Source organism: Caldimonas manganoxidans ATCC BAA-369 (assembly GCF_000381125.1).
In the GTDB taxonomy this organism is placed as follows: Bacteria; Pseudomonadota; Gammaproteobacteria; order Burkholderiales; family Burkholderiaceae_C; genus Caldimonas; species Caldimonas manganoxidans.
In genome coordinates this window covers 13,836-37,450 of record NZ_KB905934.1, presented here as the reverse complement: position 1 = coordinate 37,450, position 23,615 = coordinate 13,836, and the positions used below count along the sequence as shown (strand labels likewise).

25 protein-coding genes, 1 other RNA gene and 1 pseudogene are annotated in these 23,615 nt (G+C 63.4%); 18 read left to right on the top strand and 9 right to left on the bottom strand.

Translation table 11 applies throughout. The features are described from left to right. Positions 1 to 20: 20 nt before the first annotated feature. From F615_RS20720 to gyrA, 5 genes and pseudogenes are all read right to left on the bottom strand, one after another. Positions 21 to 386, bottom strand: coding sequence for a prephenate dehydrogenase (locus tag F615_RS20720; protein ID WP_371326102.1), 366 nt, complete (start codon positions 384 to 386; stop codon positions 21 to 23). An 18-nt stretch (positions 387 to 404) separates the two neighbouring features. Further along, positions 405 to 905: pseudogene (locus F615_RS20715) on the bottom strand (prephenate dehydrogenase); the annotation flags it as partial. Between the two features lie 24 nt (positions 906 to 929). Further along, entirely contained in the window at positions 930 to 2,030 is a 1,101-nt protein-coding gene (gene pheA / locus F615_RS0105020) for a prephenate dehydratase (RefSeq protein ID WP_026330041.1), read from the bottom strand. Further along, entirely contained in the window at positions 2,023 to 3,114 is a 1,092-nt protein-coding gene (serC, locus tag F615_RS0105015) for a 3-phosphoserine/phosphohydroxythreonine transaminase (RefSeq protein WP_019560078.1), read from the bottom strand. Before serC ends, pheA begins: the two co-directional genes overlap by 8 nt. A gap of 53 nt (positions 3,115 to 3,167) precedes the next feature. Beyond that, positions 3,168 to 5,813, bottom strand: a complete 2,646-nt coding sequence (gene gyrA, locus F615_RS0105010; protein ID WP_026330040.1) for a DNA gyrase subunit A — start codon at positions 5,811 to 5,813, stop codon at positions 3,168 to 3,170. A gap of 278 nt (positions 5,814 to 6,091) precedes the next feature. Here gyrA and ompA point away from each other — a divergent pair, with 278 nt between their 5' ends. The 4 genes from ompA (at position 6,092) to ssrA (ending at position 8,773) form a co-directional block, all read left to right on the top strand. Next, on the top strand, positions 6,092 to 6,751 hold the full coding sequence (ompA, locus tag F615_RS0105005) for an outer membrane protein OmpA (protein ID WP_019560076.1): 660 nt from the start codon (positions 6,092 to 6,094) through the stop codon (positions 6,749 to 6,751). A gap of 214 nt (positions 6,752 to 6,965) precedes the next feature. Continuing rightward, on the top strand, positions 6,966 to 7,676 hold the full coding sequence (gene ubiG / locus F615_RS0105000; RefSeq protein ID WP_026330039.1) for a bifunctional 2-polyprenyl-6-hydroxyphenol methylase/3-demethylubiquinol 3-O-methyltransferase UbiG: 711 nt from the start codon (positions 6,966 to 6,968) through the stop codon (positions 7,674 to 7,676). Beyond that, positions 7,673 to 8,344 carry a phosphoglycolate phosphatase gene (gph, locus tag F615_RS0104995; protein WP_245558325.1) on the top strand — a complete coding sequence of 224 codons (672 nt, stop codon included), beginning with the start codon at positions 7,673 to 7,675 and terminating at the stop codon, positions 8,342 to 8,344. The genes ubiG and gph overlap by 4 nt, the downstream gene beginning before the upstream one ends. A 69-nt stretch (positions 8,345 to 8,413) precedes the next feature. Next, positions 8,414 to 8,773, top strand: a transfer-messenger RNA (tmRNA) gene (gene ssrA, locus F615_RS19625). Positions 8,774 to 9,030: 257 nt separating this feature from the next. On the opposite strand, the gene F615_RS0104990 is transcribed toward ssrA, so the two are convergent. The 4 genes from F615_RS0104990 to F615_RS0104975 all read right to left on the bottom strand — a co-directional run bounded on the left by F615_RS0104990 (position 9,031) and on the right by F615_RS0104975 (position 12,776). Then, complete coding sequence (locus F615_RS0104990; protein WP_026330037.1) at positions 9,031 to 11,142, bottom strand: 7-cyano-7-deazaguanine synthase; 2,112 nt, start codon at positions 11,140 to 11,142, stop codon at positions 9,031 to 9,033. After that, entirely contained in the window at positions 11,132 to 11,839 is a 708-nt protein-coding gene (locus tag F615_RS0104985) for a hypothetical protein (protein WP_245558324.1), read from the bottom strand. Before F615_RS0104985 ends, F615_RS0104990 begins: the two co-directional genes overlap by 11 nt. Positions 11,840 to 11,955: 116 nt before the next feature. Further along, on the bottom strand, positions 11,956 to 12,189 hold the full coding sequence (locus F615_RS0104980) for a LexA family protein (protein ID WP_019560071.1): 234 nt from the start codon (positions 12,187 to 12,189) through the stop codon (positions 11,956 to 11,958). Positions 12,190 to 12,278: 89 nt separating this feature from the next. Further along, positions 12,279 to 12,776, bottom strand: coding sequence for a thermonuclease family protein (locus F615_RS0104975; RefSeq protein WP_019560070.1), 498 nt, complete (start codon positions 12,774 to 12,776; stop codon positions 12,279 to 12,281). Positions 12,777 to 12,900: 124 nt separating this feature from the next. On the opposite strand from F615_RS0104975, the gene F615_RS20140 reads away from it, so the two are divergent. From F615_RS20140 to F615_RS0104910, 14 genes are all read left to right on the top strand, one after another. Then, positions 12,901 to 13,089, top strand: coding sequence for a hypothetical protein (locus F615_RS20140; RefSeq protein WP_146126055.1), 189 nt, complete (start codon positions 12,901 to 12,903; stop codon positions 13,087 to 13,089). Next, entirely contained in the window at positions 13,086 to 13,547 is a 462-nt protein-coding gene (locus tag F615_RS0104970) for a DUF2924 domain-containing protein (RefSeq protein ID WP_026330036.1), read from the top strand. Before F615_RS20140 ends, F615_RS0104970 begins: the two co-directional genes overlap by 4 nt. After that, complete coding sequence (locus F615_RS0104965) at positions 13,544 to 14,911, top strand: recombinase family protein (RefSeq protein ID WP_019560068.1); 1,368 nt, start codon at positions 13,544 to 13,546, stop codon at positions 14,909 to 14,911. Before F615_RS0104970 ends, F615_RS0104965 begins: the two co-directional genes overlap by 4 nt. Beyond that, the gene (locus F615_RS0104960) at positions 14,908 to 15,384 is read left to right on the top strand and encodes a ParB/RepB/Spo0J family partition protein (protein ID WP_019560067.1); all 477 of its coding nucleotides are present in this window, start codon (positions 14,908 to 14,910) and stop codon (positions 15,382 to 15,384) included. The genes F615_RS0104965 and F615_RS0104960 overlap by 4 nt, the downstream gene beginning before the upstream one ends. A gap of 159 nt (positions 15,385 to 15,543) precedes the next feature. Then, positions 15,544 to 15,870, top strand: a complete 327-nt coding sequence (locus tag F615_RS0104955; RefSeq protein ID WP_019560066.1) for a helix-turn-helix transcriptional regulator — start codon at positions 15,544 to 15,546, stop codon at positions 15,868 to 15,870. Continuing rightward, a complete protein-coding gene (locus F615_RS0104950) occupies positions 15,867 to 16,349 on the top strand; it encodes a hypothetical protein (protein ID WP_019560065.1) in 483 nt (160 codons plus the stop codon). Before F615_RS0104955 ends, F615_RS0104950 begins: the two co-directional genes overlap by 4 nt. Beyond that, entirely contained in the window at positions 16,346 to 17,188 is an 843-nt protein-coding gene (locus tag F615_RS0104945; RefSeq protein WP_026330035.1) for an ATP-binding protein, read from the top strand. The genes F615_RS0104950 and F615_RS0104945 overlap by 4 nt, the downstream gene beginning before the upstream one ends. 5 nt (positions 17,189 to 17,193) lie before the next feature. Beyond that, positions 17,194 to 17,820: a hypothetical protein gene (locus F615_RS0104940; protein WP_019560063.1), complete on the top strand. Its 627-nt coding sequence runs from the start codon at positions 17,194 to 17,196 to the stop codon at positions 17,818 to 17,820. A gap of 11 nt (positions 17,821 to 17,831) precedes the next feature. Further along, positions 17,832 to 18,689 (top strand): P63C domain-containing protein, encoded by an 858-nt coding sequence (locus F615_RS0104935; protein WP_026330034.1) that lies wholly within the window; start codon positions 17,832 to 17,834, stop codon positions 18,687 to 18,689. Continuing rightward, on the top strand, positions 18,686 to 19,186 hold the full coding sequence (locus F615_RS0104930) for a DUF6511 domain-containing protein (RefSeq protein WP_019560061.1): 501 nt from the start codon (positions 18,686 to 18,688) through the stop codon (positions 19,184 to 19,186). The genes F615_RS0104935 and F615_RS0104930 overlap by 4 nt, the downstream gene beginning before the upstream one ends. Next, positions 19,183 to 19,917, top strand: a complete 735-nt coding sequence (locus tag F615_RS0104925) for a PD-(D/E)XK nuclease family protein (protein WP_019560060.1) — start codon at positions 19,183 to 19,185, stop codon at positions 19,915 to 19,917. The genes F615_RS0104930 and F615_RS0104925 overlap by 4 nt, the downstream gene beginning before the upstream one ends. Before the next feature lie 201 nt (positions 19,918 to 20,118). Continuing rightward, positions 20,119 to 20,715, top strand: coding sequence for a sigma-70 family RNA polymerase sigma factor (locus tag F615_RS20640; RefSeq protein ID WP_019560059.1), 597 nt, complete (start codon positions 20,119 to 20,121; stop codon positions 20,713 to 20,715). After that, positions 20,708 to 22,999, top strand: coding sequence for a phage/plasmid primase, P4 family (locus tag F615_RS0104915; protein WP_026330033.1), 2,292 nt, complete (start codon positions 20,708 to 20,710; stop codon positions 22,997 to 22,999). The genes F615_RS20640 and F615_RS0104915 overlap by 8 nt, the downstream gene beginning before the upstream one ends. Positions 23,000 to 23,138: 139 nt before the next feature. Then, on the top strand, positions 23,139 to 23,615 hold the full coding sequence (locus F615_RS0104910; RefSeq protein WP_019560057.1) for a crossover junction endodeoxyribonuclease RuvC: 477 nt from the start codon (positions 23,139 to 23,141) through the stop codon (positions 23,613 to 23,615).

Here is a 23,615-nt window from a genome sequence, read left to right as displayed (position 1 = left end):
CGCCAATGTGAGCGGGGGGCTCAGCGCCCGCCCGCGGGCTTGGGGGTGGACATCTGCCAGCTCGCGCGGGCTTCGGAGGCGCTGCGGATCAAGTCTTCCAGGGCCTGCGCATTGCCGGTTCTCATCACGTGTTCCAGCGCATCCAGGGTGTGCCGGAAGCGCAGTGATTGCTTGAGGACTTCTTCCCGGTTGGCCAGCAGGATGTCACGCCAGACGGCCGGATCGCTGGCGGCAATGCGGGTGAAGTCGCGAAAGCCTGGGCCGGCCAACGAGAGGAAATCGGCCCCGGCGGGCTGTTTGTGCACGGCGTTGAAGTAGGCAAAGGCCAGCAAGTGGGGCAGGTGGCTGACGGCGGCAAAGGCAGCATCATGGTTTTCGGGCGTCATGCGCAGCACCTGCGCGCCGATGGCCGACCACACATCGGTGGCTTTCTGGATGAGCGCCGCGTCGGTCTGCTTCAGGGGCGTGAGAATGACTTGGCGCCCACTGTAGAGCTGGGCGTCGGCATGCTCCACGCCGGAGACTTCCTTGCCTGCGATGGGGTGCGCGGGTACGAAGGCGCCGACGCGTTCTTTCAGCACGCGTCGCGCCGCATCGACCACGTCGCGCTTGGTCGATCCCACGTCCATGAAGAGCACGCCGGGCTCGACCAGGTGGCGGATGGCCTTGAAGGTGGCTTCCGTGGCGGCCACCGGCACGGCAATCAGCACGATGTCCGAGCCCGAGACCGCCAGCAGTGCGGACTCGGCCGCGAGGTCGATCACCCCCAGACGGCGCGCTTTTTCGGTGGTCGAGGGCGATTTGCTATAGCCGATGACCCGCTTGACCAGGCCGGCGCGCTTGAGCGCCAAGGCGAACGAGCCGCCCATCAAGCCGCAGCCGATCACACCGAGTTGGTTGAACATGAGTCGATAGGCTCCTGGCCGGCGTCAGTGCACGTCGATCGGGTAGGTGCCCAACAGCTTGAAGAAGGCGCAGGCGTCGCGCAGCTCTTTCAGCGCTTGGGCCACGTGGGGCTGGTCTGGGTGGCCTTGGATGTCGATGTAGAAGTAATACTCCCACTGGCCCGAGCGCGCCGGCCGGGACTCGAAGCGCGTCATCGACACGCCGTACTGCTTGAGTGGCACGAGCATGTCGTGCACGGCGCCGGGGCGGTTGAGCACCGACACCACCAAGCTGGTGCAATCGTGGCCCGAGGCCTTGGGCTGGGGGTGGCGGTCGGGGTGGGTGACGATGGCAAACCGCGTGCGGTTGTGCGGATCGTCTTGAATGGCCGGAGCGACCACATGCAACCCGTATTCGCTGGCCGCCCGCTCGCTGGCGATTGCGGCCAGGCGCGGATTCTCGCTGGCCAGGCGGGCGCCCTCGGCATTGCTGGCCACGGGCCGACGTTCGACATGGGGCAGATGGTTGCTCAGCCACAAATGGCATTGGGCCAGCGCCTGCGGATGGGCGCACACGGCTTCGATGCCTTCGAGCGAATTGTCCTTGCGCAACAGGTTGTGGCGCACGAACAGGCTGGTTTCGCCGATGATGAACAGCGGCGTGGTCAGGAACAAGTCGAGCGAACGGGCCACCACGCCTTCGGTGGAGTTTTCGACGGGCACCACACCGAAGTCGGCAGCCCCTGCCGTCGTGGTGCGGAACACTTCGTCGATGCTGGCGCAGGGCACGCGTTGGATCGACGAGCCAAAGTAGCCCAGAGCGGCCAACTCGCTGAAGGTGCCTGCCGGGCCGAGGTACGCCACCCGGGTGGGCGTCTCCAGCGCACGACAGGCCGACATGATTTCACGCCAAATCGGGGCGACCGATTCGGATTTCAGCGGGCCGGGATTGATGGCCTTCAGGCCATCGATGACCTGGGCCTCGCGCTCGGGGCGAAATACCACCGAGCCTTCTTTTTTCTTGAGTTCGCCCACCGCCTGGGCCAGGCCGGCGCGGCGGTTGAGCAGGGCCAGCAGCTCGCGATCGACGGCGTCGATCTGGTTGCGCAGCGCCAGCAGCTCGTCGGGGGTTGGGGTCTCAGCCATGGCTTGCGGCAAATTCTCGCATGTAGTCCACCAAGGCGCGCGCGCCCTCCACGGGCATCGCGTTGTACAGGCTGGCGCGCATGCCACCCACGCTCTTGTGGCCCTTGAGCTGCAGCAGCCCGCGCTCACGGGCGCCGGCCAGGAAGGCTTCGTTGAGCCGATCGTCGGGCAGGAAAAATGGCAGGTTCATGCGCGAGCGGCAGGCCGGATCGACCTTGTTGACATACCAGCCCGAGGCGTCGATGTAGTCATAGACCAGCTTGGCACGCTCGATGGCACGGCGCTCCATTTCGGCCACGCCGCCCTCGCGCTTGATCCATTGAAAGACCAGGCCGGCGATGTAGATCGCGTAGGTGGGCGGCGTGTTGTACATCGAGCGATGCTCGGCCACCACGCGGTAATCGAAGGCGCTGGGGCAAGTGGGCAGGGCGCGGCCGAGCAGGTCTTCGCGCACGATGACCAGCGTCAGTCCCGCTGGGCCGATGTTCTTTTGCGCGCCGGCAAATGCCAGGCCCACGCGTGACCAGTCCACCGGCCGCGAGGCGATGTGCGAAGAGCAGTCGATCACCAGCGGGGCGTCGCAGCCCAGGGCTTGCAGGTCGGGCAGCTCGTGGTATTCCACGCCGTGGATCGTTTCGTTGCTGCAGATGTGCACATAAGCCGCATCGCGGCGCAGCTGCCATGAGGCGGGGGGCGGTATGCGGGTGTGGCCGTCGGACTCATTGCTGGCGGCCAGCGCCGGGTGGCAGTAGCGAGCCGCTTCCTTGAACGACTTGGCCGACCAGGCGCCGGTGACGACGAAGTCCACGGCGCCGCCGCGGGAGAGGTTCAGCGGCACGATGGCGTTTTCGGCCAGGCCGCCGCCTTGCATGAACAGCACCTTGAAATGCGCCGGCACGTTCAGCAGCTCACGCAAATCGGCTTCGGCCCGGTCGATGATGTCGCCAAACTCGCGGCCACGGTGGCTCATCTCCATCACGCTCATGCCGCTGCCATGCCAGTCCAGCATGTCAGCGGCAGCCTGTTCGAGCACCGGCTGCGGCAAGGCCGCCGGGCCGGCGGAGAAGTTGTAGGGGCGTTTCATGTCGGCGGGGGTGGCAAGGGTCGCATCGGCAGGCGCAGGCCTGCCGGGGGGCATTACGGGCTTGGGTCGGATGCGTCCTGGGAATGATTGGCGTCGCCGTCGCTGCCATCGCGTTCGGCCGCATCGTTTTCGACGATGCGCTGCAGGCCCGAGAGCTTGGCCCCATCGTCCAGGGCGATCAGGGTGACGCCTTGCGTGGCGCGGCCCAGCTCGCGGATCTCGGCCACGCGGGTGCGCACCAGCACGCCGCGGTCGGTGATGAGCATGATTTCATCCTCGGGACGCACCAGCGTGGCAGCGACGACCTTGCCGTTGCGCTCGCTTTGCTGGATGGCGATCATGCCCTTGGTGCCGCGACCGTGGCGCGTGTACTCGGTGATCGGCGTGCGTTTGCCATAGCCGTTTTCGGTGGCGGTCAGCACACTTTGCGTTTCGTCTTCGGCCACCAACATCGCGATGACGCTTTGACCGTCTTCCAGCATCATGCCGCGCACGCCACGTGCCTGGCGGCCCATCGGCCGCACGTCGTTTTCGTCGAAGCGCACGGCCTTGCCGCCATCGGAAAAGAGCATCACGTCGTGATGTCCATCGGTCAGGGCTGCGCCGACGAGGTAGTCGCCTTCGTCCAGGTCCACCGCGATGATGCCGGCTTTGCGCGGGTTGCTGAATTCGTCCAGTGCGGTCTTCTTGACCGTGCCTTGGGCCGTGGCCATGAAGACATAGTGATCGGCCGGGAAGCTGCGGAACTCACCGGTGAGCGGCAACACGACGTTGATCTTCTCGCCCGGCTGCAGCGGGAACATGTTGACGATGGGTTTGCCCCGCGAGGCCCGCCCCCCTTGGGGCACTTCCCAAACCTTGAGCCAATAGACCCGGCCGCGGTTGGAGAAGCACAAGATGTAGTCGTGCGTGTTGGCAATGAAGAGCTGGTCGATCCAGTCGTCTTCCTTCGTCACGGTGGCCTGCTTGCCGCGGCCGCCGCGGCGCTGAGCGCGGTATTCCGCCAGCGGCTGGCTCTTGATGTAGCCCGCATGGCTGAGCGTGACCACCATGTCCTGCGGGGTGATCAAGTCTTCGGTGTCCAGTTCCTGGGCGTTGTGCTCGATCTGGCTGCGGCGTGCACCCACCTTGGTCTGACCGAATTCCTGCTTCAGCGCGGTGAGTTCCTCGCCGATGATGACCGTCACCCGCTCGGGCTTGGCCAGGATGTCCAGCAAATCGGCGATCTGGGCCATCACGTCCTTGTATTCGCCGATGATCTTGTCCTGCTCCAGGCCGGTCAAGCGTTGCAGCCGCATCTGAAGGATTTCGCTGGCTTGGTCGTCCGACAGGCGGTACAGCCCATCGGGCTGCAAACCGTAGTGCTGGGGCAATCCTTCAGGGCGGTAGGCCGCACGGCCGCCGACGGTCTGGCTCTCGGCGCGCGACAACATCTCGCGCACCAGTGAGGAGTCCCAGGAGCGAGCCATCAGCTCTTGCTTGGCGATGGGCGGTGTGGGCGAGTTTTTGATGATGGCGATGAACTCGTCGATATTGGCCAGCGCCACGGCCAGACCTTCGAGCACATGGCCGCGTTCACGCGCCTTGCGCAACTCGAACACCGTGCGGCGGGTCACCACCTCGCGGCGGTGCTCCAGGAAGATTTCCAGCAGATCCTTCAGATTGCACAGCTTGGGCTGGCCGTCCACCAGGGCGACCATGTTCATGCCGAAGGTGTCTTGCAGCTGGGTCTGCTTGTACAGGTTGTTGAGCACCACTTCGGGCACTTCGCCACGCTTGAGCTCGATCACCACCCGCATGCCGGATTTGTCCGACTCGTCTTGGATGTGGCTGATGCCTTCGATCTTCTTCTCGTGAACCAGCTCGGCGATGCGCTCCAGCAGGTTTTTCTTGTTCACCTGGTACGGAATCTCATCGACGATGATGGCCTGGCGCGTGCCCTTGTCGATGTCCTCGAAGTGGCAGCGTGCACGCATGACCACCTTGCCGCGGCCGGTGCGGTAGCCATCCCGCACGCCCGACAGCCCGTAGATGATGCCGGCGGTGGGGAAATCGGGCGCCGGGATGATTTCCATCAATTCGTCGACGCTGGCCTGAGGGTGCTTCAGCAGATGCAGGCAGGCATCGACCACCTCGTTGAGGTTGTGCGGCGGGATGTTCGTGGCCATGCCCACGGCAATGCCGGCCGACCCATTGACCAGCAGATTGGGCAGCCGCGTGGGCAGCACCAGCGGCTCTTTCTCGGAGCCGTCGTAATTGGGGCCGAAGTCGACGGTTTCCTTGTCGATGTCGGCCAGCATTTCATGGGCGATCTTGGCCAGGCGGATCTCGGTGTAGCGCATGGCCGCGGCGTTGTCGCCATCGACCGAACCGAAGTTGCCTTGGCCGTCGACTAGCATGTGACGCAGTGAGAAATCCTGCGCCATGCGCACGATGGTGTCGTACACCGCAGAGTCACCGTGCGGGTGGTACTTACCGATCACGTCGCCGACGATACGGGCCGACTTCTTGTAAGGCCGGTTCCAGTCGTTGTGGAGCTCGTGCATGGCGTACAGCACGCGCCGATGCACGGGCTTGAGGCCATCACGGGCGTCGGGCAGGGCACGGCCGACGATCACGCTCATCGCGTAATCGAGATACGACCGCCGCATTTCCTCTTCGAGGCTGACGGGGAGGGTTTCTTTGGCGAACTGAGTCATGCGATCCCTGAAACGGCGGGACAACCGGGCGGTTGTTGGGGGAAGATGTCAGACAACGTCCGACAAGGAGGCATTCTACTGGCGCGGAAATGTCGCACTGGCGCAACAACTGCTGAGGCGCGTCGGAAGGCGGACGACAAAAACTTGTTCAAGTGACACGCTATGGCACAATCGACCGTCGATAGTGAAAACCCGTCGTTACCGCGGGTTTCCTTGATGCGTTTTGGTTTTGGTGGACTTTTCGCAGCCAGTCTGCGGCTTTTCTTGCGAGGAGAAACATGAACAAACTGAACAAAGTGGCGGCGCTTTTTGCATCGGCCGCTCTGGCCTCCGGTGCGCTGGCCCAGACGGTCGACAACTGGCGTGCCACGGATGGCACGGCCTGGAAGAACGGCACGAACGAGCTGTGCTGGCGTGATGCCGGCTGGACGCCGGCCACGGCAGTTCAGCAGTGCGACGGCGCGTTGAAGCCCGCGGCGCCGGCTCCCGCCCCGGCTCCGGCCCCCGCACCGGCCCCGGCTCCGGCCCCCGCACCGGCCCCGGCCCCTGCCCCGGCTCCGGCCCCCGCCCCCACCAGTGAGAAGGTGACGTTCGCGGCCGATGCGTTCTTCGACTTCGACAAGGCCGTGCTCAAGCCCGAAGGCCGTGCCCGTCTGGATGACCTGGTCGACAAGATCAAGGGCATCAACCTCGAGGTCATCATTGCCGTGGGTCATACCGACTCCGTCGGTAACGACGCTTACAACCAGCGCCTGTCGGTGCGCCGCGCCGAAGCCGTGAAGGCTTATCTGGTGTCCAAGGGCGTCGAGCAAAACCGTGTCTACACCGAAGGCAAGGGTGAGAAGCAGCCCGTGGCCGACAACAGCACCCGCGAAGGCCGCGCGAAGAACCGTCGCGTCGAGATCGAGGTGGTGGGCACTCGTACCATCAAGCGCTGAAGCTTCGAGGTCTGCCATCGAAACCCCGCCTCGGCGGGGTTTTTTCTTGGGTGCGCCCGGCAGGGCGCACGTCGCTGGTCGATGCTCTGCGGCGCTTGCCGTGTGGAACATGAACCGCCGGATGCGAAGCGCACGTCCGGTGGCCTGGGACGACGACCCGGGGCATGACCGCGTCTTCTACCCGATCTCGTCGCGGTGCTGCACAATGCGCTTCATGAGCGACACCACCGTCAATGCCGACCCTCAAGAACTGGCCAAGTTCAGTGAGCTGGCCCACCGTTGGTGGGATCCGAACAGCGAGTTCAAGCCATTGCACCAGATCAATCCTTTGCGGCTGGACTGGATCGAGGCTCAGGCCGGCTTGAAAGGCAAGCGCGTGCTGGACATCGGGTGCGGCGGCGGCATCCTTAGCGACGCCATGGCCCGGCGGGGGGCGCATGTGCTGGGCATCGACTTGGCCGCCAAACCGCTGCGTGTGGCCCAATTGCATGCACTGGAAGTCGGCACCGCCAACATTGAGTATCGCGAAATCTCCGCCGAGGCCCTGGCGGCCGAGCAACCAGGGCAGTACGACGTGGTCACGTGCATGGAAATGCTCGAGCACGTGCCCGATCCGGCTTCCGTCATCCGGGCCGCCGCCACCTTGGCCCGGCCTGGCGGCTGGGTGTTTTTCTCCACCATCAACCGCAATCCCAAGTCCTTCCTGTTTGCCATCGTCGGGGCGGAGTACGTCCTCAAGCTGCTGCCGCGCGGCACCCATGAATACGCTCGCTTCATCCGGCCGCGCGAGCTGGCGCAGTGGTGTCGTGATGCGGGGCTCGATGTGGTCTCCAGCCGGGGGCTGGAGTACAACCCCTTGACCGGACGCTACTGGTTGTCGGGTGACATCAGCGTCAACTACATGTTCGGGTGTCGCAAGCCGTGACATCGACTTTGCTAGGCGTGCGTGCGGTGCTGTTCGACCTGGACGGCACTCTGGCCGACACGGCGCCCGATCTCGCAGGAGCGGCCAACCGCATGCGCCAGCGCCGGGGGCTGCCCCCTTTGCCGGTGGAACGTTTGCGGCCCGTGGCTTCGGCAGGCGCGCGCGGCATGATCGGCGTGGCGCTGGAGGTCCGCCCCGCAGACCCGGATTTCGAGGCTCTGCGAGACGAATTTCTCGCCGAGTATGCTGCAGCGCTCGACATCGAGACCCGCCTGTTCGAGGGCGTGCCGCAACTGCTCGATCGCTTGGATGCGGCTGAGCTGCCCTGGGGCATCGTGACCAACAAGGCCATGCGATTCACGGGCCCTGTGCTCGAGGGGCTGGGCTTGTCGCAGCGCGCTGCGGTGGTCATTGCCGGCGACACCACGCCTTACGCCAAGCCGCATCCCGAGCCCTTGCTCGAGGCGTGTCGACGTTTGGAGATGAGCCCGGCGAGTGCGGTGTATGTGGGCGATGATCTGCGCGACATCCAAGCGGCCCGAGCCGCCTGCATGCCCAGTGTGGCGGCTGCCTACGGCTATCTCGGCGAACAGGGGGACGTGGCCGCTTGGTCGGCCGATCACATCGTCACCCATCCGCTGCAACTGCTCGAGCTGTTGCGGCTGTGATCGAGGGCCGGTCTTGAAATCCGCCGAATGCCCCCCGACATACCGGCTACAATAGTGATCCCAATTCCCGGGGCCGACCTGGTTTCGACGTGGGTGCGGATTCGGAACAGGGCATGTCGAGCACCAGTTCGCTCGTAAATCCACTGGAACAAATTAACTGCGAACGACGAACGTTTCGCTCTCGCCGCTTAAACATCGGTGAGCCTCTCAACGGTTGGCCGATGGGCCGGGCCCGCAAGGGCTGAGAGGTCATGCACATCGGCTGGTTCGTCGCTGGGTCACACGGCGGCGAACGAGACCACGTGACTGGCGGGGTGAGTAGAGTGCTGCTGCGCGACCGCTCCGCGAGATCCAAATCAGCCAGCTAAGCATGTAGAACTGTCCGTTGATGGCTTGCGGACGCGGGTTCGATTCCCGCCGGCTCCACCACTTACTCAAAACCCAACCGCTCTCGGTTGGGTTTTTTTCTGCCCGGAACGCCAGTTTTGGCGCGGGTTCGCGCCTCGCTGCGACGGACGCCACCGGCCTGGACAGCCCCGTTTCGGGTGGTTTTTCGTTCTCAGTGCCCGCCTATTCTCTGTTTCTGCGAAGGGGGACTTCGCACCCGGCCCTGCATTGGCGCGGGTTTGCGGCGGCCTGTTCGGCACGGAAGCCGCCTTCACGCAGGCGACCCGCCCCGGACAGGGCTACTCATTCACAATGGGGCGGACATCCCAGGTGATGGGCACCCCGGGCCGGTAGACGACCTCGTTGCCAAATTTGATGCTGGCCTTCAGGTGTTCAGCCAGCGGCTTGTCCCATTTCTCAATCTGCTTGATCGCCCGGTTGACGGCGTTGCGGAAGGCGTCCCGGACGTTTTTCCGTTTGTCGCCAGCCTTGCGAAGCTTGCCGCCCTTGCCGACACCTGCCGTGATCGCATCAGCGATCTGGGCCATCTCGTCCTCAATTTCCTCCACACGCTGGTGATCGCCGTCTTGCTCGGCTTCCGCCTTCTCGGTAACCAGCGACTGGTACTTGGCTCGATATTGCTCGACTGCCTTCCTGTCCACCACGACTCCCGCGTTGCCCAGCGGTGCTCCGGTCGTCACCTGAAAACCATCTTCAATGTCATCGTGCTCCAGCCCGGAATTCGCGTGATCGGCGACGCCCAGCGCATAGCCGCAAACGACTTCATAGACAGATGCCTCCCGATCCGGATGCGCCAGCAGCAGGTTGATGTATTCCGCGCCCTTGTCCACGCCTATGATATTGATCGTGTTCCCTCGATTGAACCGAGCCTCCCAACCGCCTCCGCGCTTGCGAAAGAAGTTATCTGGCTGCTTTTCCTTCGGCGACACCGTTGGCACCGAGATCACCGATGCGGATTCATGTACGGTGCGCAGCAAGGCATCGCCCGGCATGGTGCGCTCCCGGATCGCCGTGGCATGGCGGCGAACCATCTCGTCTAACGCGGCGTTCACCTCGCTGGCGTGCCGCTTGTAGAGATCGAAAACGAGCTGGGCAGCCTGTGCAGTGCTTCCGCCAAGGAAGCGCAGCACCCGATTCACCTCGGCGTATTTGGCGAGGAACTGCCCTACGTTCTCCAGCGAGCTCACTTGGTTGGCCCGCTCCAAGTAGGATGCGGACATGATCTTGTCGTCGTCCTTGTTCCGGCTCTGCGTGAACACGTCCGTCTTGTAATGCTCAATCGGATCGTACTGGTCGGCCTTGGCGGCGATGACCGCAAAACGCCGGTCGATGCATTGCGAGCATAGGCCGCAGTGGGTGTGCTGATTCGTCATCTCCCACGTGTGGGTGCAGGTCATCGAGTGCTTGATGAGGTCGGCGCAGCCCAGCTTGACGATCTGTTCGACGACTTCGGCCTTGGTCTTCCAGATATACGGGTTCTCGACCGTGAATGGCGCTTCAGCCACCAGTGTGATGATGTCCTGGAAACCCTTCATCACCTTGGGGTGCGTTGTCCGGGTGGCGCGGCCGCCGACCACTTGAGCGCACACCGGCAGATTCAGGCTGATCACGCCATTTTCGTAGAAGCGCACGCTGCTCAGGCCGAGCATCTTGGCGATGGTCGCGCCAATCGAGACGAACAGGAACGAGCGGCTGCGCTGCGTGTATTCCCGGTTCAGCGGCTTCTTCTTGTGAACGCGCACGCTGATCTGATGCGGCGCGTTGTCTCCCGCTTTCTGCGCCAGCAGCTCTTGAAGCGTCTTGTGCCGGGTGTTGAGCTTGGGCGTGGCCTTGTGCGTGACCAGCACCACACGCCGCCTCTGGCCCAGCACTTCGTCCAGCGCGCCTGCCAGTGAGTCCAAACCACCGGAAAACATCACCACCTGCTCCGGTTTGCCATACATGGTCTGTGCGTCGTTGAACTCCAGGTAGTCCTGGAACGAATGATCCTGTTCCAGCTTGACGAAGCTGAACGCGTAGTTGTCGTCCGAGAGGAAGTCCAGCGTCGAGGTGAGCGCGTTCTTCACCTCCTCGCCGTTCCAGAAATCCGGATTGCGCACCGGCACGACGAAATGCAGGTCGCGCCGCCAGCCATCGCCGAAGCTATCGACATCGTCCGCACCGCGCAGAATCACCTGATCGGCGCTGTAGACGTAGGTAGCGATCTCCAGCAGGTCGTGGAACCTGGTCGGCACGCTGCCGAACATCTTGCTGTGGATGTCCTCGATGCGCAGCGTGACGTTGCCTTCTCCTTTCACGCCAGAGAGCCGAAGGCGAATTTCGTTCTTCGGATCGTCGCTGATTCCCTTGGCCGAGGCGTTTCCGCAAATGACGAATTTCTTAGTTTGCACTGGTGCGCGCCCCCAACTTCAATTCATCCTTCATCTTCTTCAGCGCGAAGCCAGCAAAGCCGTCGGACGATTTTCTTGAAATGTCACCGCCTTCCTCGTAGCGGTGTTTGGAAAACCATTGGGACGAGAAATCTCGAACGATCACCGATGCTTCCCACGTATGCGTGCTCAGCGCGTGATCGAAAAGCGCTTTCTGGTTCATCGTCGCAAAGCGCATTCCTTCACCCACATGGGTCGCCAGCGTCTTGGACAGGAAATATTGGAGGCTCTGGTTGGCCAGCCGGTCGAAGAACGAACGCGACAGATCGCCGAATTCCTTTTGCGTTCCGAGTTTGGAAAGCGCCGCGCGCATCGTGTCCTTGTCGTTTGGGAATAGACCGTTAAAGTGGGGCTGAAGCGCGTCGGCCACCGCGCCGACCAGCGCGCGTCCGGCGATCTCGGCAAGATCGGAGCGCCTGCGAGAATGGTCGACGGCACGATCCAAGGCCTCGGTGAGGCTCGCCGTCACATCGGGCAGTGTTGCGTCGTCCGGCAAGGAAATGCCGACGGATCGAAGATGGGCGTAGAGATCATTCTTCTTGGCGGCAATGGCCAATTGCGTCATCAGCCACACGGCCTCCGTGTACCCCTTGTCATCCATCACGAACGAGAACGCCTTTTCTGCGGCGGCGATGGTGGCGTTGGCAACTTGGGACACGTCTGCGCCAGAGGCGATCAGGCCGACGACCTCCTTCCATGCTTTCGTCCTTGGCAGTACCCCGAGCCGAACGTGCCCCATTCAGGATTCCCCTTGTTGAGATCAGTGCATCGCGATCACTCGTGCCGTGTCACGATCACGATGCTCCGGGCTTTTTTTTCTTCTTTTCTCAAATACCCCTTGCGTACCAACTGCGCGATTTGTTCATGAGCGCTGGCGTGGCTGATGCCCAGCGCCTGGGCCAACTCCTTGACGGTAGGCGGCAGGCCTGTGCTGTCGAAGATTTGGCAAATCGCCCTCAGCGTTCTGGTCTGCGGCTCAGTAATGCCTTCGGTCTTTCGCTTGCTCATGGCATTGCTCCTTGCCGATTTGCAGAATATATGACCTGATGAACATCAGGTCAATGGAGGCGACCCAACGCAGAAAATCTCTGGTCTGACTACGGGCGCGAGGCGCGGCGCCAGTCCCAAGGAGCTATCGGATCGGCATCGCGCCACAGTCCGGCGTGGCGGCCGCGCGCCTCCTGTTCGGCGAACTCGTAGGCACCGGCATCCTCGGCGGACTGCTCCTGTGCGTACTGCCGGTACCACCAAGCCATCCCAGCTGTGATCTGGGCCAGCCCTGCGTCGAGTGTCTTCGGACACGTGCTTGCGGCGCAGGAGGGGTCGGCGACTAGCACCTTGCCCACGAGCCGCCCGTAGCGGTCGCGCTTGCTGCTCATCACGACGACGTCTTTGCCGAATACGAGGTCGGACATTGACGCCTTGGATCTCTGCCCGAACGCCTGATTCTTCTCCGGCGCATCGATCCCAGCCACCCTGATCTTGTGCTGCGTCCTATCAGCATCAAGCACGGTGACCGTGTCCCCGTCGGCCACGCCAACCACTCTGCCCGTGATGGTCTCCGCGCTGGCACTCCACGCAGCCAGGGCGATCAACGTCGCCCAGAAAAATCTCCTCGAAATCTCGCTCTCCCTATCTGATGCACGCTGAAACGGGATACCCCGACCGCCCTGTGTGCATATTCTTCGTAACGGTCTGACAACTTTACTGGCTACCGAAATGACCGTCGAACAAACACTCCCTGAATTGATGTCCCCTCGCCAACGGGCGCGCGAGGCCGCGGAAATCATCGCAACCGCCATCGCGCGCTTGCATTCCACGCGCCCCAAAGATGGCGACATTCCTCTTGGCTTCTCGGCACCCGAGCGCGTTCATACGAACCCCTCTACAAAAGGAGTTTTGAAATGAACGCACCCGCAACACCCCTCTCGCTGGCGGCGCAAATCGCTAATCTGCCGAAGCTGCCCATGAAAGCTCTGTGGGCTATCTGGGACAAGTATTTCCCGCAGCGACCGCCGCACCATAACCGGGCTTATGTCGAAGGCCGCGTCGCCTACAAAATTCAAGAGGAAGCGCTGTGCACTACGCTACTTGTCCAAAAACAAATGGCGCGGATTGGCGAAGCCCAATCCAAGATCAAGACGCAGCGCGGCGTCGAAGTTCAGGTCATCCCCGGCACTGTGTTGGTGCGGGAGTTTGACAGCCGCGAACATCGCGTCACCGCGCTGGCAGACGGATCTTTCGAATACGAAGGCCGCCGGTTCAAAAGCCTGTCAGCCGTTGCCCGCCACATCACCGGCACCCAGTGGTCGGGCCCCCTGTTTTTTGGGCTTATCAAGAACAAGCGGCGAGGAGGCGGGAAATGAATAGCGTTGTGACCAAAAAGCGCTGCGCCGTCTACACCCGTGTCTCCACCGACGAGCGCCTGGATCAATCCTTCAACTCTCTTGATGCCCAGCGCGAAGCAGGCCATGCCTACATCGTGAGCCAGCGTGCCGAGGGCTGGTTGCCGGTCGCCGATGACTACGACGACGGCGGCTACTCAGGCGGCAACATGGAACGCCCGGCATTGAAACGGCTGATGGCCGACATCATGGCCGACCAGATCGACATTGTGGTCGTCTACAAGATCGACCGCTTGACACGCAGCCTGGCCGACTTCGCCAAGCTGGTGGAGCTCTTCGAGCGCCACAAGGTGTCGTTCGTGTCGGTGACACAGCAATTCAACACCACCACGTCGATGGGGCGGCTGATGCTGAACATCTTGCTGTCCTTCGCCCAGTTCGAGCGCGAGGTCACCGGCGAGCGCATCCGCGACAAGATCGCCGCCAGCAAGCGCAAGGGTCTATGGATGGGGGGATACACGCCGCTGGGCTACGAGGTCAGAGACCGCAAGCTCGTTGTTGTGGAAAAAGATGCGGAGGTCATCCGGCGAATCTTCATGCGATTTACCGAGACACGCTCCATCACAGACATCGTCCGCGAAATGGCCTTGGAGGGAATCACCACCAAGCCCAACCGCCTGAAGGATGGCCGCGTGCGTAACGGCACGCCAATGGACAAGAAGTACATCTCCAAGGTACTGCGCAACCCGATCTACGTCGGCGAAATTCGCCACAAGGGAGCGGTGTTTGCCGGGCAACACGAGCCCATCATCACGCGCCAGCTGTGGGACCGAGTGCAGGCCATCCTTGCCGAAGATGCCCATCAGCGCATGGGCAAGACCCAGACCCGGCACAAGACCGATGCCTTGTTGCGTGGCCTGATGTTCGGCCCTGATGGCGGCAAATACCACATCACTTACAGCAAGAAGCCATCCGGCAAGAAGTACCGCTACTACATCCCCAAGGCAGACAGCCGTTACGGCTACCGCAGCAGCGCCACCGGGATGATCCCGGCCGACCAAATCGAGGAGGTGGTGGTGAACCTGATTGTGGGGGCGCTCCAGTCGCCAGAAAGCATCCAGGGAGTCTGGAACGCGGTGCGCAGCAAGTACCCGGAGATCGACGAGCCCACGACCTTGCTGGCCATGCGCCGTCTCGGAGAGGTCTGGAAAGCCTTGTTCCCCGCTGAGCAGGTGCGGCTGGTCAATCTGCTGATCGAGCGCGTCCAGCTTCTCTCCGATGGCGTCGATATCGTCTGGCGCGAGTCGGGATGGCGGGAACTGGCCGGTGAGTTGCAGGCGGACAGCATCGGCGGCGAACTGCTGGAAATGGAGATGACCCCATGAACCGCACGTCCAAGAAGCTGATCGGCGATGGCATACCCCACGAGCGCCGCCATCCGCTGGAGGGGGGAGGTGTCCGGATCACGACTTTCGTGCCCCTCCATTTCAAGAAGCGCGGTATCAAAAAGGTAATCGTTGCCCCGGAAGGCGTCACCCAGCCAATTGCCATCACCAATACCCCGGTACTGACCCCCGAACAGGATCGCCCACTGCTCAAGGCGCTGGGGCGCGGTATCTACTGGCAGCAGTTGATCGACAACGGAACGGTGGCCAGCAGCGCCGAGATTGCCGAACGGGAGCGCATCCACCGTTCCACGGTCAACGATCTGCTGCGGCTGGCGCTTCTCGCCCCCGACATTGTCCAGGCCGCCTACGAAGGACGCCTGCCCCGGGCGGTGTCCTTGGAAGCCCTGCTGCGTGCCAAGGTGCCCTTGGACTGGAATGAGCAACGCCGTTTGATCACTTCCCTCGGGTAGCGGAGGGTCCAGCAAAAAAATTTTCCGCTACGCCAAATGTAGCTGTTGCTACGCCAGATGTAGCGCCTTCCCCGATGAAGGCGTGCATCGGTCATCAACGGCCAGTACAGGACTGGCCACCGGTCGCGCCCCAATCCCTGAACGGGAAGGAGCACGGCAATGGCCTATTCATTGGCACTGGCTGGAGGCTCCGGTAGTACACCGGGCCTCAATTCCGGCGTCGGCTTCAGTTCGACGCCTACCCCTGAAACCACGGCGCTGTCCCAGCGGCGATTCCTGAGCGAGGTCGAACTCGCCAATCGCTGGGGCATGTCCCCCAAGACCCTCACCAGGTGGCGCGGGATGGGAAAGGGCCCCTTTTTCGTCAAGTTCTCGAAGAAGGTGGCCTACCCCCTCGATGGCGAGAACGGGGTGCTCGATTACGAGAAACGCCACGTCTACGCCTCGACGTCCGAACGTGTGCCGGTGAAGGGAGGTCAGTCATGAAAGAACTGACCCTCTACCCAGCCGACCTCGCGGCCATGAGCACGCCCCAGTTGGCGGCGCTACCGATCAGCGACTTCGTCGCAGCCGAACGAAATGTCGATGAGGCCGTCGCTTACCTCAAGAACCTGCGCGCCAAGCTGGATGCCGCCAAGCTCCAGCGGTACGGCGAGCAGGCTCGAGCGGCCCTGCGCGCATCTGGCCGCGATTTCGGCACCGCCCACATTCGCGACGGGGCGCTGCACATCAAGTACGAACTCCCCAAAAGGGTGACCTGGAACCAGATCATCCTCAAGGAGATGGCCGAGCGCATCGTCGCTGCGGGCGACAAGGTCGAGGACTACATCGACATCAAGCTTTCGGTGTCCGAGACCCGCTACAGCAACTGGCCGCAGGCCTTGCAGCAGCAGTTCGCGGCTGCCCGCACGGTCGAGGAAGGCAAGCCGGTCATCACCCTGACGCTCGATGGGGGGGCCGCATGAAGAAGCTCCCTATCGTGTCCGCTATCGAGCGGATGGCCGAGCGCAAGGGCGTGAAGCTGCTGATGCTGGGCAAGTCCGGCATTGGCAAGACCACCCGGCTCAAGGACCTCGACCCGGCCACCACGCTGTTCCTCGACATCGAGGCGGGCGATCTTGCCGTGGCTGACTGGCCGGGCGACACCATCCGCCCGGCATCGTGGCCGGAGAGCCGCGACTTCTTCGTGTTCCTCGCGGGTCCCGACAAGTCGCTGCCGCCGGAGGCCGCGTTCTCGCAGGCGCACTACGACCACGTCGTCGAGAAGTTTGGCGACCCGGCGCAACTCGACCGCTACCAGACCTTCTTCCTCGACTCGATCACGCAGCTCTCGCGTCAGTGCTTCGCGTGGTGCAAGACGCAGCCGGGCTCCGTCAGCGACCGCACCGGCAAGACAGACCTGCGCGCAGCCTATGGCCTGCTTGGTCAGGAAATGATCGCCGCGCTGACCCACCTTCAGCACGCACGCGGCAAGAACGTGGTGTTCGTGGCCATCCTCGACGAACGCCTCGATGACTACAACCGCAAGGTGTTCGTGCCCCAGATCGAGGGCAGCAAGACCGCCCTCGAACTGCCCGGCATCGTCGATGAGGTCGTGACGCTGGCCGAGATCAAGGCCGAGGACGGTAGCGCCTACCGCGCGTTCGTCACCCACACCGTCAACCCCTACGGCTTTCCGGCCAAAGACCGCAGTGGTCGCCTCGACCTGCTGGAGCCGCCGCATCTCGGCGCGCTGATCGCCAAGTGCGCGGGCGCAACCGCCACGCCTGCACGCGCCGCCACCCCTATCGAATCTCAGGAGTAATCGCCATGACCACCAACTGGAACGACTTCAACGATGCGGAACAGCAACAGGGCTTCGACCTCATTCCCAAGGGCACGCTGGTGCCGGTGCGCATGACTCTCAAGCCAGGCGGTTATGACGACCCGTCGCAGGGATGGACGGGCGGCTACGCCACCGAATCCTTCGAGACCGGCTCGATCTACCTCGCCGCCGAGTTCGTGGTCACGGCAGGCGACTACGCCAAGCGCAAGATGTGGTCGAACATCGGCCTGCACTCCAAGAAGGGCCCGACCTGGGGCCAGATGGGCCGCAGCTTCATCCGCGCCGTGCTCAACAGCGCGCGCAACGTCCACCCGCAGGACATGAGTCCGCAGGCCGCCGCCGCGCGGCGCATCCAGGGCTTCCATGAACTGGACGGCATCGAGTTTCTGGCCCGCGTGGACATCGATAAGGACGCCAAGGGCCAGGACCGCAACGTGGTCAAGCTCGCGGTCGAACCCGACCACCCCGAGTACGCCAAGCTCATGGGCGTGCCGCCCAAGGCCAAGACCGGCGGCGGCACCTCGGGCGCTCCGGCGCAGGCAGCACCCGCGTATCAGACCTCGGCTACGCAACGCGCACCCGTGACGGGCAAACCGTCCTGGGCACAGTGAGGGAGGCCGTCATGAACGCATCCATGCTCACTGCCAGCCACTACGGCGTCGTGCATTTCGGAGATCTCGACTGCGAGGCGGTCGTGCTCACCACCGGCGAGCGCGGCTATGTCCAGCGCCAACTGGCGCGTGCCTTGGGTCTGCGGGACAAAAGTCCGGGTACGCAAATCGGCGCTTTGATCCGCGAATTTTCCGCTAACTCATTGTCAGTATTCGAAAAAAAAGGGTACGCAAAGGTGCGCCTGCCGTCCGGCCAGATCGGCACGTTCTTCCCGGCGGGCATCCTGAGCGATGTGGCGCTGGGCATCATCGACGCGGCGCTGCAGGGGCGTTTGCATGCCAAGCGGCAGCACATCATCCCCAACTGCCGAAAGATTCTCTCGGCGCTGGCCACCACCGGCGAAGTCGCTCTCATCGACGAGGCCACGGGCTACCAGCACCACCGTGCGCCGGACGCGCTGCAGGAGCTGATCTCCAAGTTGCTGCGCCAGTCCTGCGCATCGTGGGAGCGCCGCTTCCACCCGGACTACTACCGCGCCATCTATCGGTTGTTCGGCTGGAAGTACCAGGGCCACGACCAGAACCCACCGCACGTCGTTGGCCAGATCACGCTGCGCTGGGTCTACGGGCCGGTGCTGCCAGAGGAGCTGCTGGATGAGATCCGCAATCGCAAGGGCATCTCGCAGAAGCATCACCAGTGGCTGTCCGATCAGGGACTCGCGCATTTGGAATCGCAGATTCACGCGGTCACGGCGATTGCGCGCAGCTCGATGAGCTATCCCGACTTCAAGCGCCGCTGCGAGGCCGCCTTTGCTGGCGCTGCCCTGCAGTTGGGCCTGCTGCTCGATGAACTCGAGGAGGGGGCATGAAATGCTGGGTCTGCAAACGACAGGCCCGGGGCTACGGCCACACCGACAACCGCCACAGTGTGGGCGATCCCCGGCGCTATCCCATCGACTGGGTGTTCTGCTCGCGTCGCTGCCAGGACGCATTTCACGCGCTGTACGGCAACTGGCAGCGGGCCAAGGAAGGTCGCATCGACAAGACGGAGGTCGCCATGATTGATCCGTCTGATGTCGAACTGGCCGCAATGCGTCATTGCCTCAAGGCCTTCGGCGAGGCAGCGAGCGAGATCGGCTTCACCAAGCCGCTGGGCGACTACTCCGAAGCCGAAGCTCTGCGGGTAATCGACGCCATCGTCACTTGCTGGTCGGACGCAATGGTCGCGCACCACGAGGAAACCAAGTTTCCGCCCGTGCGGGGCTTGCCGCCCACGCCTGATCCGTTGTCACCTGATGCCGCCAATCCCTTCGCGGATCTGGAGGACGACCTGCCTTGGGATGAACCGAAGGGGAAGAAGCCATGATCGACTTCAATTCCTCATCGAGTATCGCGGGCCAGGTCACCGCCCTGGTCGACGCCGGGTTGCAGTTGGCCCGCGCCCGCCAGTCTGAGCGCCAGTACCTCGGGGCCTCGCGCCTCGGGGTGGCCTGTGAGCGCGCGCTGCAGTTCGAGTACGCGCAAGCACCCGTCGACCAGGGCCGCGAGTCCGATGGCCGGATGCTGCGCATCTTCGAACGTGGCCACGTCATGGAGGACTGCATGGTCGCGTGGCTGCGGGGCGCAGGCTTCGACCTGCGCACACGCAAGGCGGACGGCGAGCAGTTCGGCTTCTCGGTGGCCGATGGCCGACTGCAGGGCCACATCGACGGCGTCATCGTCGCTGGCCCCGAGGGCTTTGCCTATCCAGCGCTCTGGGAGTGCAAAGCCTTAAGCAACAAGTCCTGGCGCGAGCTGGAGAAAAAGGGCTTGGCCATCGCCAAGCCCATCTATGCCGCGCAAGTGGCGATTTACCAAGCCTATCTCGAACTGCACGAGCATCCGGCGATCTTCACGGCGCTCAACGCCGACACGATGGAGATCTACGCCGAGCGGGTGCCGTTCGACGCTGGGCTTGCGCAGCGCATGTCCGACCGGGCGGTGAAAGTCATCACCGCGACTGAAACAGGCGAATTGCTGCCGCGCGCCTTTGTCGATCCGACCCACTTCGAATGCCGGATGTGCCCCTGGCAGGACCGGTGCTGGAGGACGCAATGAACCATATCGAATCACACGCACCAGAGGCGGAACCGATGGTAGGGGCACGGCAAGCCGCCCGTTTGCTCAATCTGCCCACGTACTACTTCACCAAGCCACGGTGCCGCGCCTCCAAGCGCATTCCGCACTATCGGATCGGCCAGATGGTTCGGTTCCGAATGTCAGAGCTCACCGCGTGGGCAGCGGCAGAAGGAGGAGCCCATGACTGACTACCGTGTGCGCATCTCCGTACGCAATGCCCGTCTATTGCGCGCCATCGAGCAGGCAGGCTACCGACCAGGCGCGCGGTTCGCCGCTGCCGTTGGCATCAGCTACTACGGCGCACTGCTGCCCTACCTCAATCTCACGCGCTCTCCGCTGACACCGGATGGGCTGTTGCGGGAGTGCGCATGGGCTTTGTGCGACTTCCTGAATGCATCTCCCTCCGATCTGTGGTCGGATGCACAGCTCCAGCCGCTGGAAAAGAACCATTCCAGCATCGATCTGGATGCAGACAGCGTGCAAGCCCTGACCTGTGGAACGGCGTCTGCCGACCCGCTGCGGCTGGCCAGCCACGCGCAGGCAGGCCGCATCATTCAGGATGCCATCGATTCGCTAACGCCGCGTGAGGCGGACGTGATCCGCGAGCGCTTCTTTGCCGGAGCGTCGCTCGACGAGATCGCCGAGAAGATGAAGGTTACGCGCGAGCGCGTCCGCCAGATCGAGGGGAAGGCACTGCGCAAGTTGCGTCACGAATCTCGCATCCCGCAGGAGCTGGCCGGTGTCGCCGATGTGATCGGAGGTGCTGCCGATGCTTGACTTCAATGACACCCCAAAACCAGTCGAGCCCACGCGCATCCTTGATGACAGCAAACGCGAAGAACTGCGTGCCGAACTGCTCGCGCGTCTTGAATCCGTTCTGACCACCTTGTTCCCGGCGGGTAAGAAGCGCCGTGGCAAATTCCTGATCGGTGATGTGCTGGGCAGTCCTGGCGATAGCCTCGAGGTGGTGCTCGATGGCGAGAAGGCCGGACTGTGGACGGATCGCGCGACGGGCGATGGCGGCGACATCTTTTCGCTAATCGCCGGGCATTCTGGCCTCAATATCCATACCGAGTTCAGTCTTGTTCTGGGTGCGGCTGCTGATCTGCTCGGTCGCGCCCGCGAGATGCCAGTACGCCGATCCCGCAAGAAGGATGCGCCGGTGGACGAACTCGGCCCAGCCACCGCCAAGTGGGATTACCTCGATGAGGCGGGCCGTCTCATCGCCGTCGTCTACCGCTACGACCCACCGGGACGCAAGAAGGAGTTCCGGCCCTGGGACGCCAAGCGGCGCAAGATGACGCCGCCCGAGCCGCGCCCGCTGTACAACCAGCCGGGGATGATCAGCGCCGCTCAGGTGGTACTGGTCGAGGGCGAGAAATGCGCGCAGGCATTGATTGATGCGGGCATCACTGCCACCACCGCGATGCACGGTGCGAACGCCCCCATCGACAAGACCGACTGGTCACCGCTGGCGGGCAAGGCAGTCCTGATCTGGCCCGACCGCGACAAGCCGGGCTGGGAGTATGCGATGGCGGCCGCGCAGGCCGCACTCGCCGCCGGGGCCAAGTCCTGCCACATCCTCTATCCGCCCGAGGAGGCGCCGGAAGGTTGGGATGCGGCGGACGCCATCGCCGAAAGCTTCGACGTCGCCAGCTTTCTCACCCACGGCCCGCGCCTGCAGATGCACGACGTGGCCGATGTCGACGAGCCGGTGGTCGGCAGCGACGAGTCCGTCTGGGGTACGGAGGATGCGCTGGCGCTGGCCTTCACGCGCCGCTACCACCGGGATTGGCGCTACGTCGCGGCATGGGGCCGCTGGCTGGTGTGGGATGGTCAACGCTGGCGCACCGAGGACACGCTGGCCGCCACCGATCTGATCCGCAACGTCTGCCGCCAGACCGCCGTGCGCGCCGACAACCCCAAGATCGCGGCCAAGTTGGCCAGCGCCAGCACGGTTGGCGGCGTCGAGCGACTGGCGCGTGCCGACCGCAGGCATGCGGCCACCACCGACGAGTGGGATGCCGATCCGTGGCTGCTCAATACGCCCGGTGGCGTGGTCGATCTCAAGACCGGACGCAAGCGGCCAAATGAGCGCTCTGACCGGATGACCAAGATCACCACGGCCACCCCGGACGGCGAATGTTCGCAGTGGATGGCATTCCTGTCCGACATCACGGGCGGCGATGTTGATCTGCAGTCGTATTTGCAGCGCATGGTCGGCTATTGCCTGACCGGCGTGACCAGCGCCCACGCGCTGTTCTTCCTGTACGGCACGGGAGCCAATGGCAAGAGTGTGTTCGCCAACGTCATCAGCACCATCCTCGGCAATTACGCCGCCACGGCATCGATGGAGACTTTCGTCGAAACCCGTGGAGACCGCCATCCGACCGATCTGGCAGGCCTACGTGGCGCGCGCTTCGTGACCGCCATCGAGACCGAGCAAGGCCGACGCCTGAACGAATCCAAGGTCAAGGCCATCACCGGCGGCGACAAGATCTCCGCGCGCTTCATGCACAAGGACTTCTTCGAATACACGCCGCAATTCAAGCCCGTGATCGTGGGCAACCACAAGCCCGCCATTCGCAACATCGATGAGGCAATGCGCAGGCGGCTGCACATGATTCCGTTCACGGTGACGATCCCGCCGGATCGGCGCGATCCGCGCTTGACGGAAAAGCTGCTGGCCGAACGGGACGGCATCCTCGCATGGGCCGTGGCCGGATGCCTTGCCTGGCAGCGCGAGGGATTGAAGCCGCCCGCCAGCGTGCAAGCCGCGACCGAGGAGTATTTCGAGTCCGAGGACGCGCTGGGCCGCTGGATCGACGAGCGCTGTGTGCGGGAGGTCAACGCCAAGTCACTGACCGCAGAGCTGTTCACGGATTGGAAGCAGTGGGCCGAGGCATCGGGCGAGTTCATTGGCTCGCAGCGACGTTTCTCCGATCTGCTGATCACCCGCGGAATCGAGAAGTGGCGCAACGGCATGGGCGTGCGCGGATTCCGGGGCATTGGCCTCAAGCATCCGCCGATGCCTGCCTATACGCCCTATGCGGACGAATGACTCCTCTGAAAACCATGCCGCCTGACACAACCGACACATTTGCACTAAATCGCTCTACACGCGCGCGCACGCACGTGTAGAGAAGTTATGTGCGACTGCGCCAGTTGCGTCAGATCGGCAAGAAACCGGGACTGACCTTATGACCACGACCATCCTTGCCCTCGATCTGGGCACCACCACCGGCTGGGCGCTGCGCGGCAGCGACGGCCACATCACCAGCGGATCGGAAAGTTTCCGGCCACAACGTTTCGAGGGCGGCGGCATGCGCTTTCTGCGCTTCAAACGCTGGCTCACCGAGATCAAGCAATCCTGTGACGGTATCGACGCCGTGTACTTCGAGGAGGTCCGTCGTCATGCCGGGGTTGATGCGGCACACACCTACGGCGGGTTCATGGCTCACCTCACCGCATGGTGCGAGCACCACCAGATCCCGTACCAAGGCGTCCCGGTGGGCACGATCAAGAAGCACGCCACCGGCAAGGGCAACGCGAACAAGGACGAGATGGTGGCGTCCGCCCGTGCTCGCGGTCATGCCCCGGCCAACGACAACGAAGCCGACGCGCTGGCCCTGCTGTCCTGGGCTGTCCATCACCACGACGTTGGTCAGGAGGTGTGA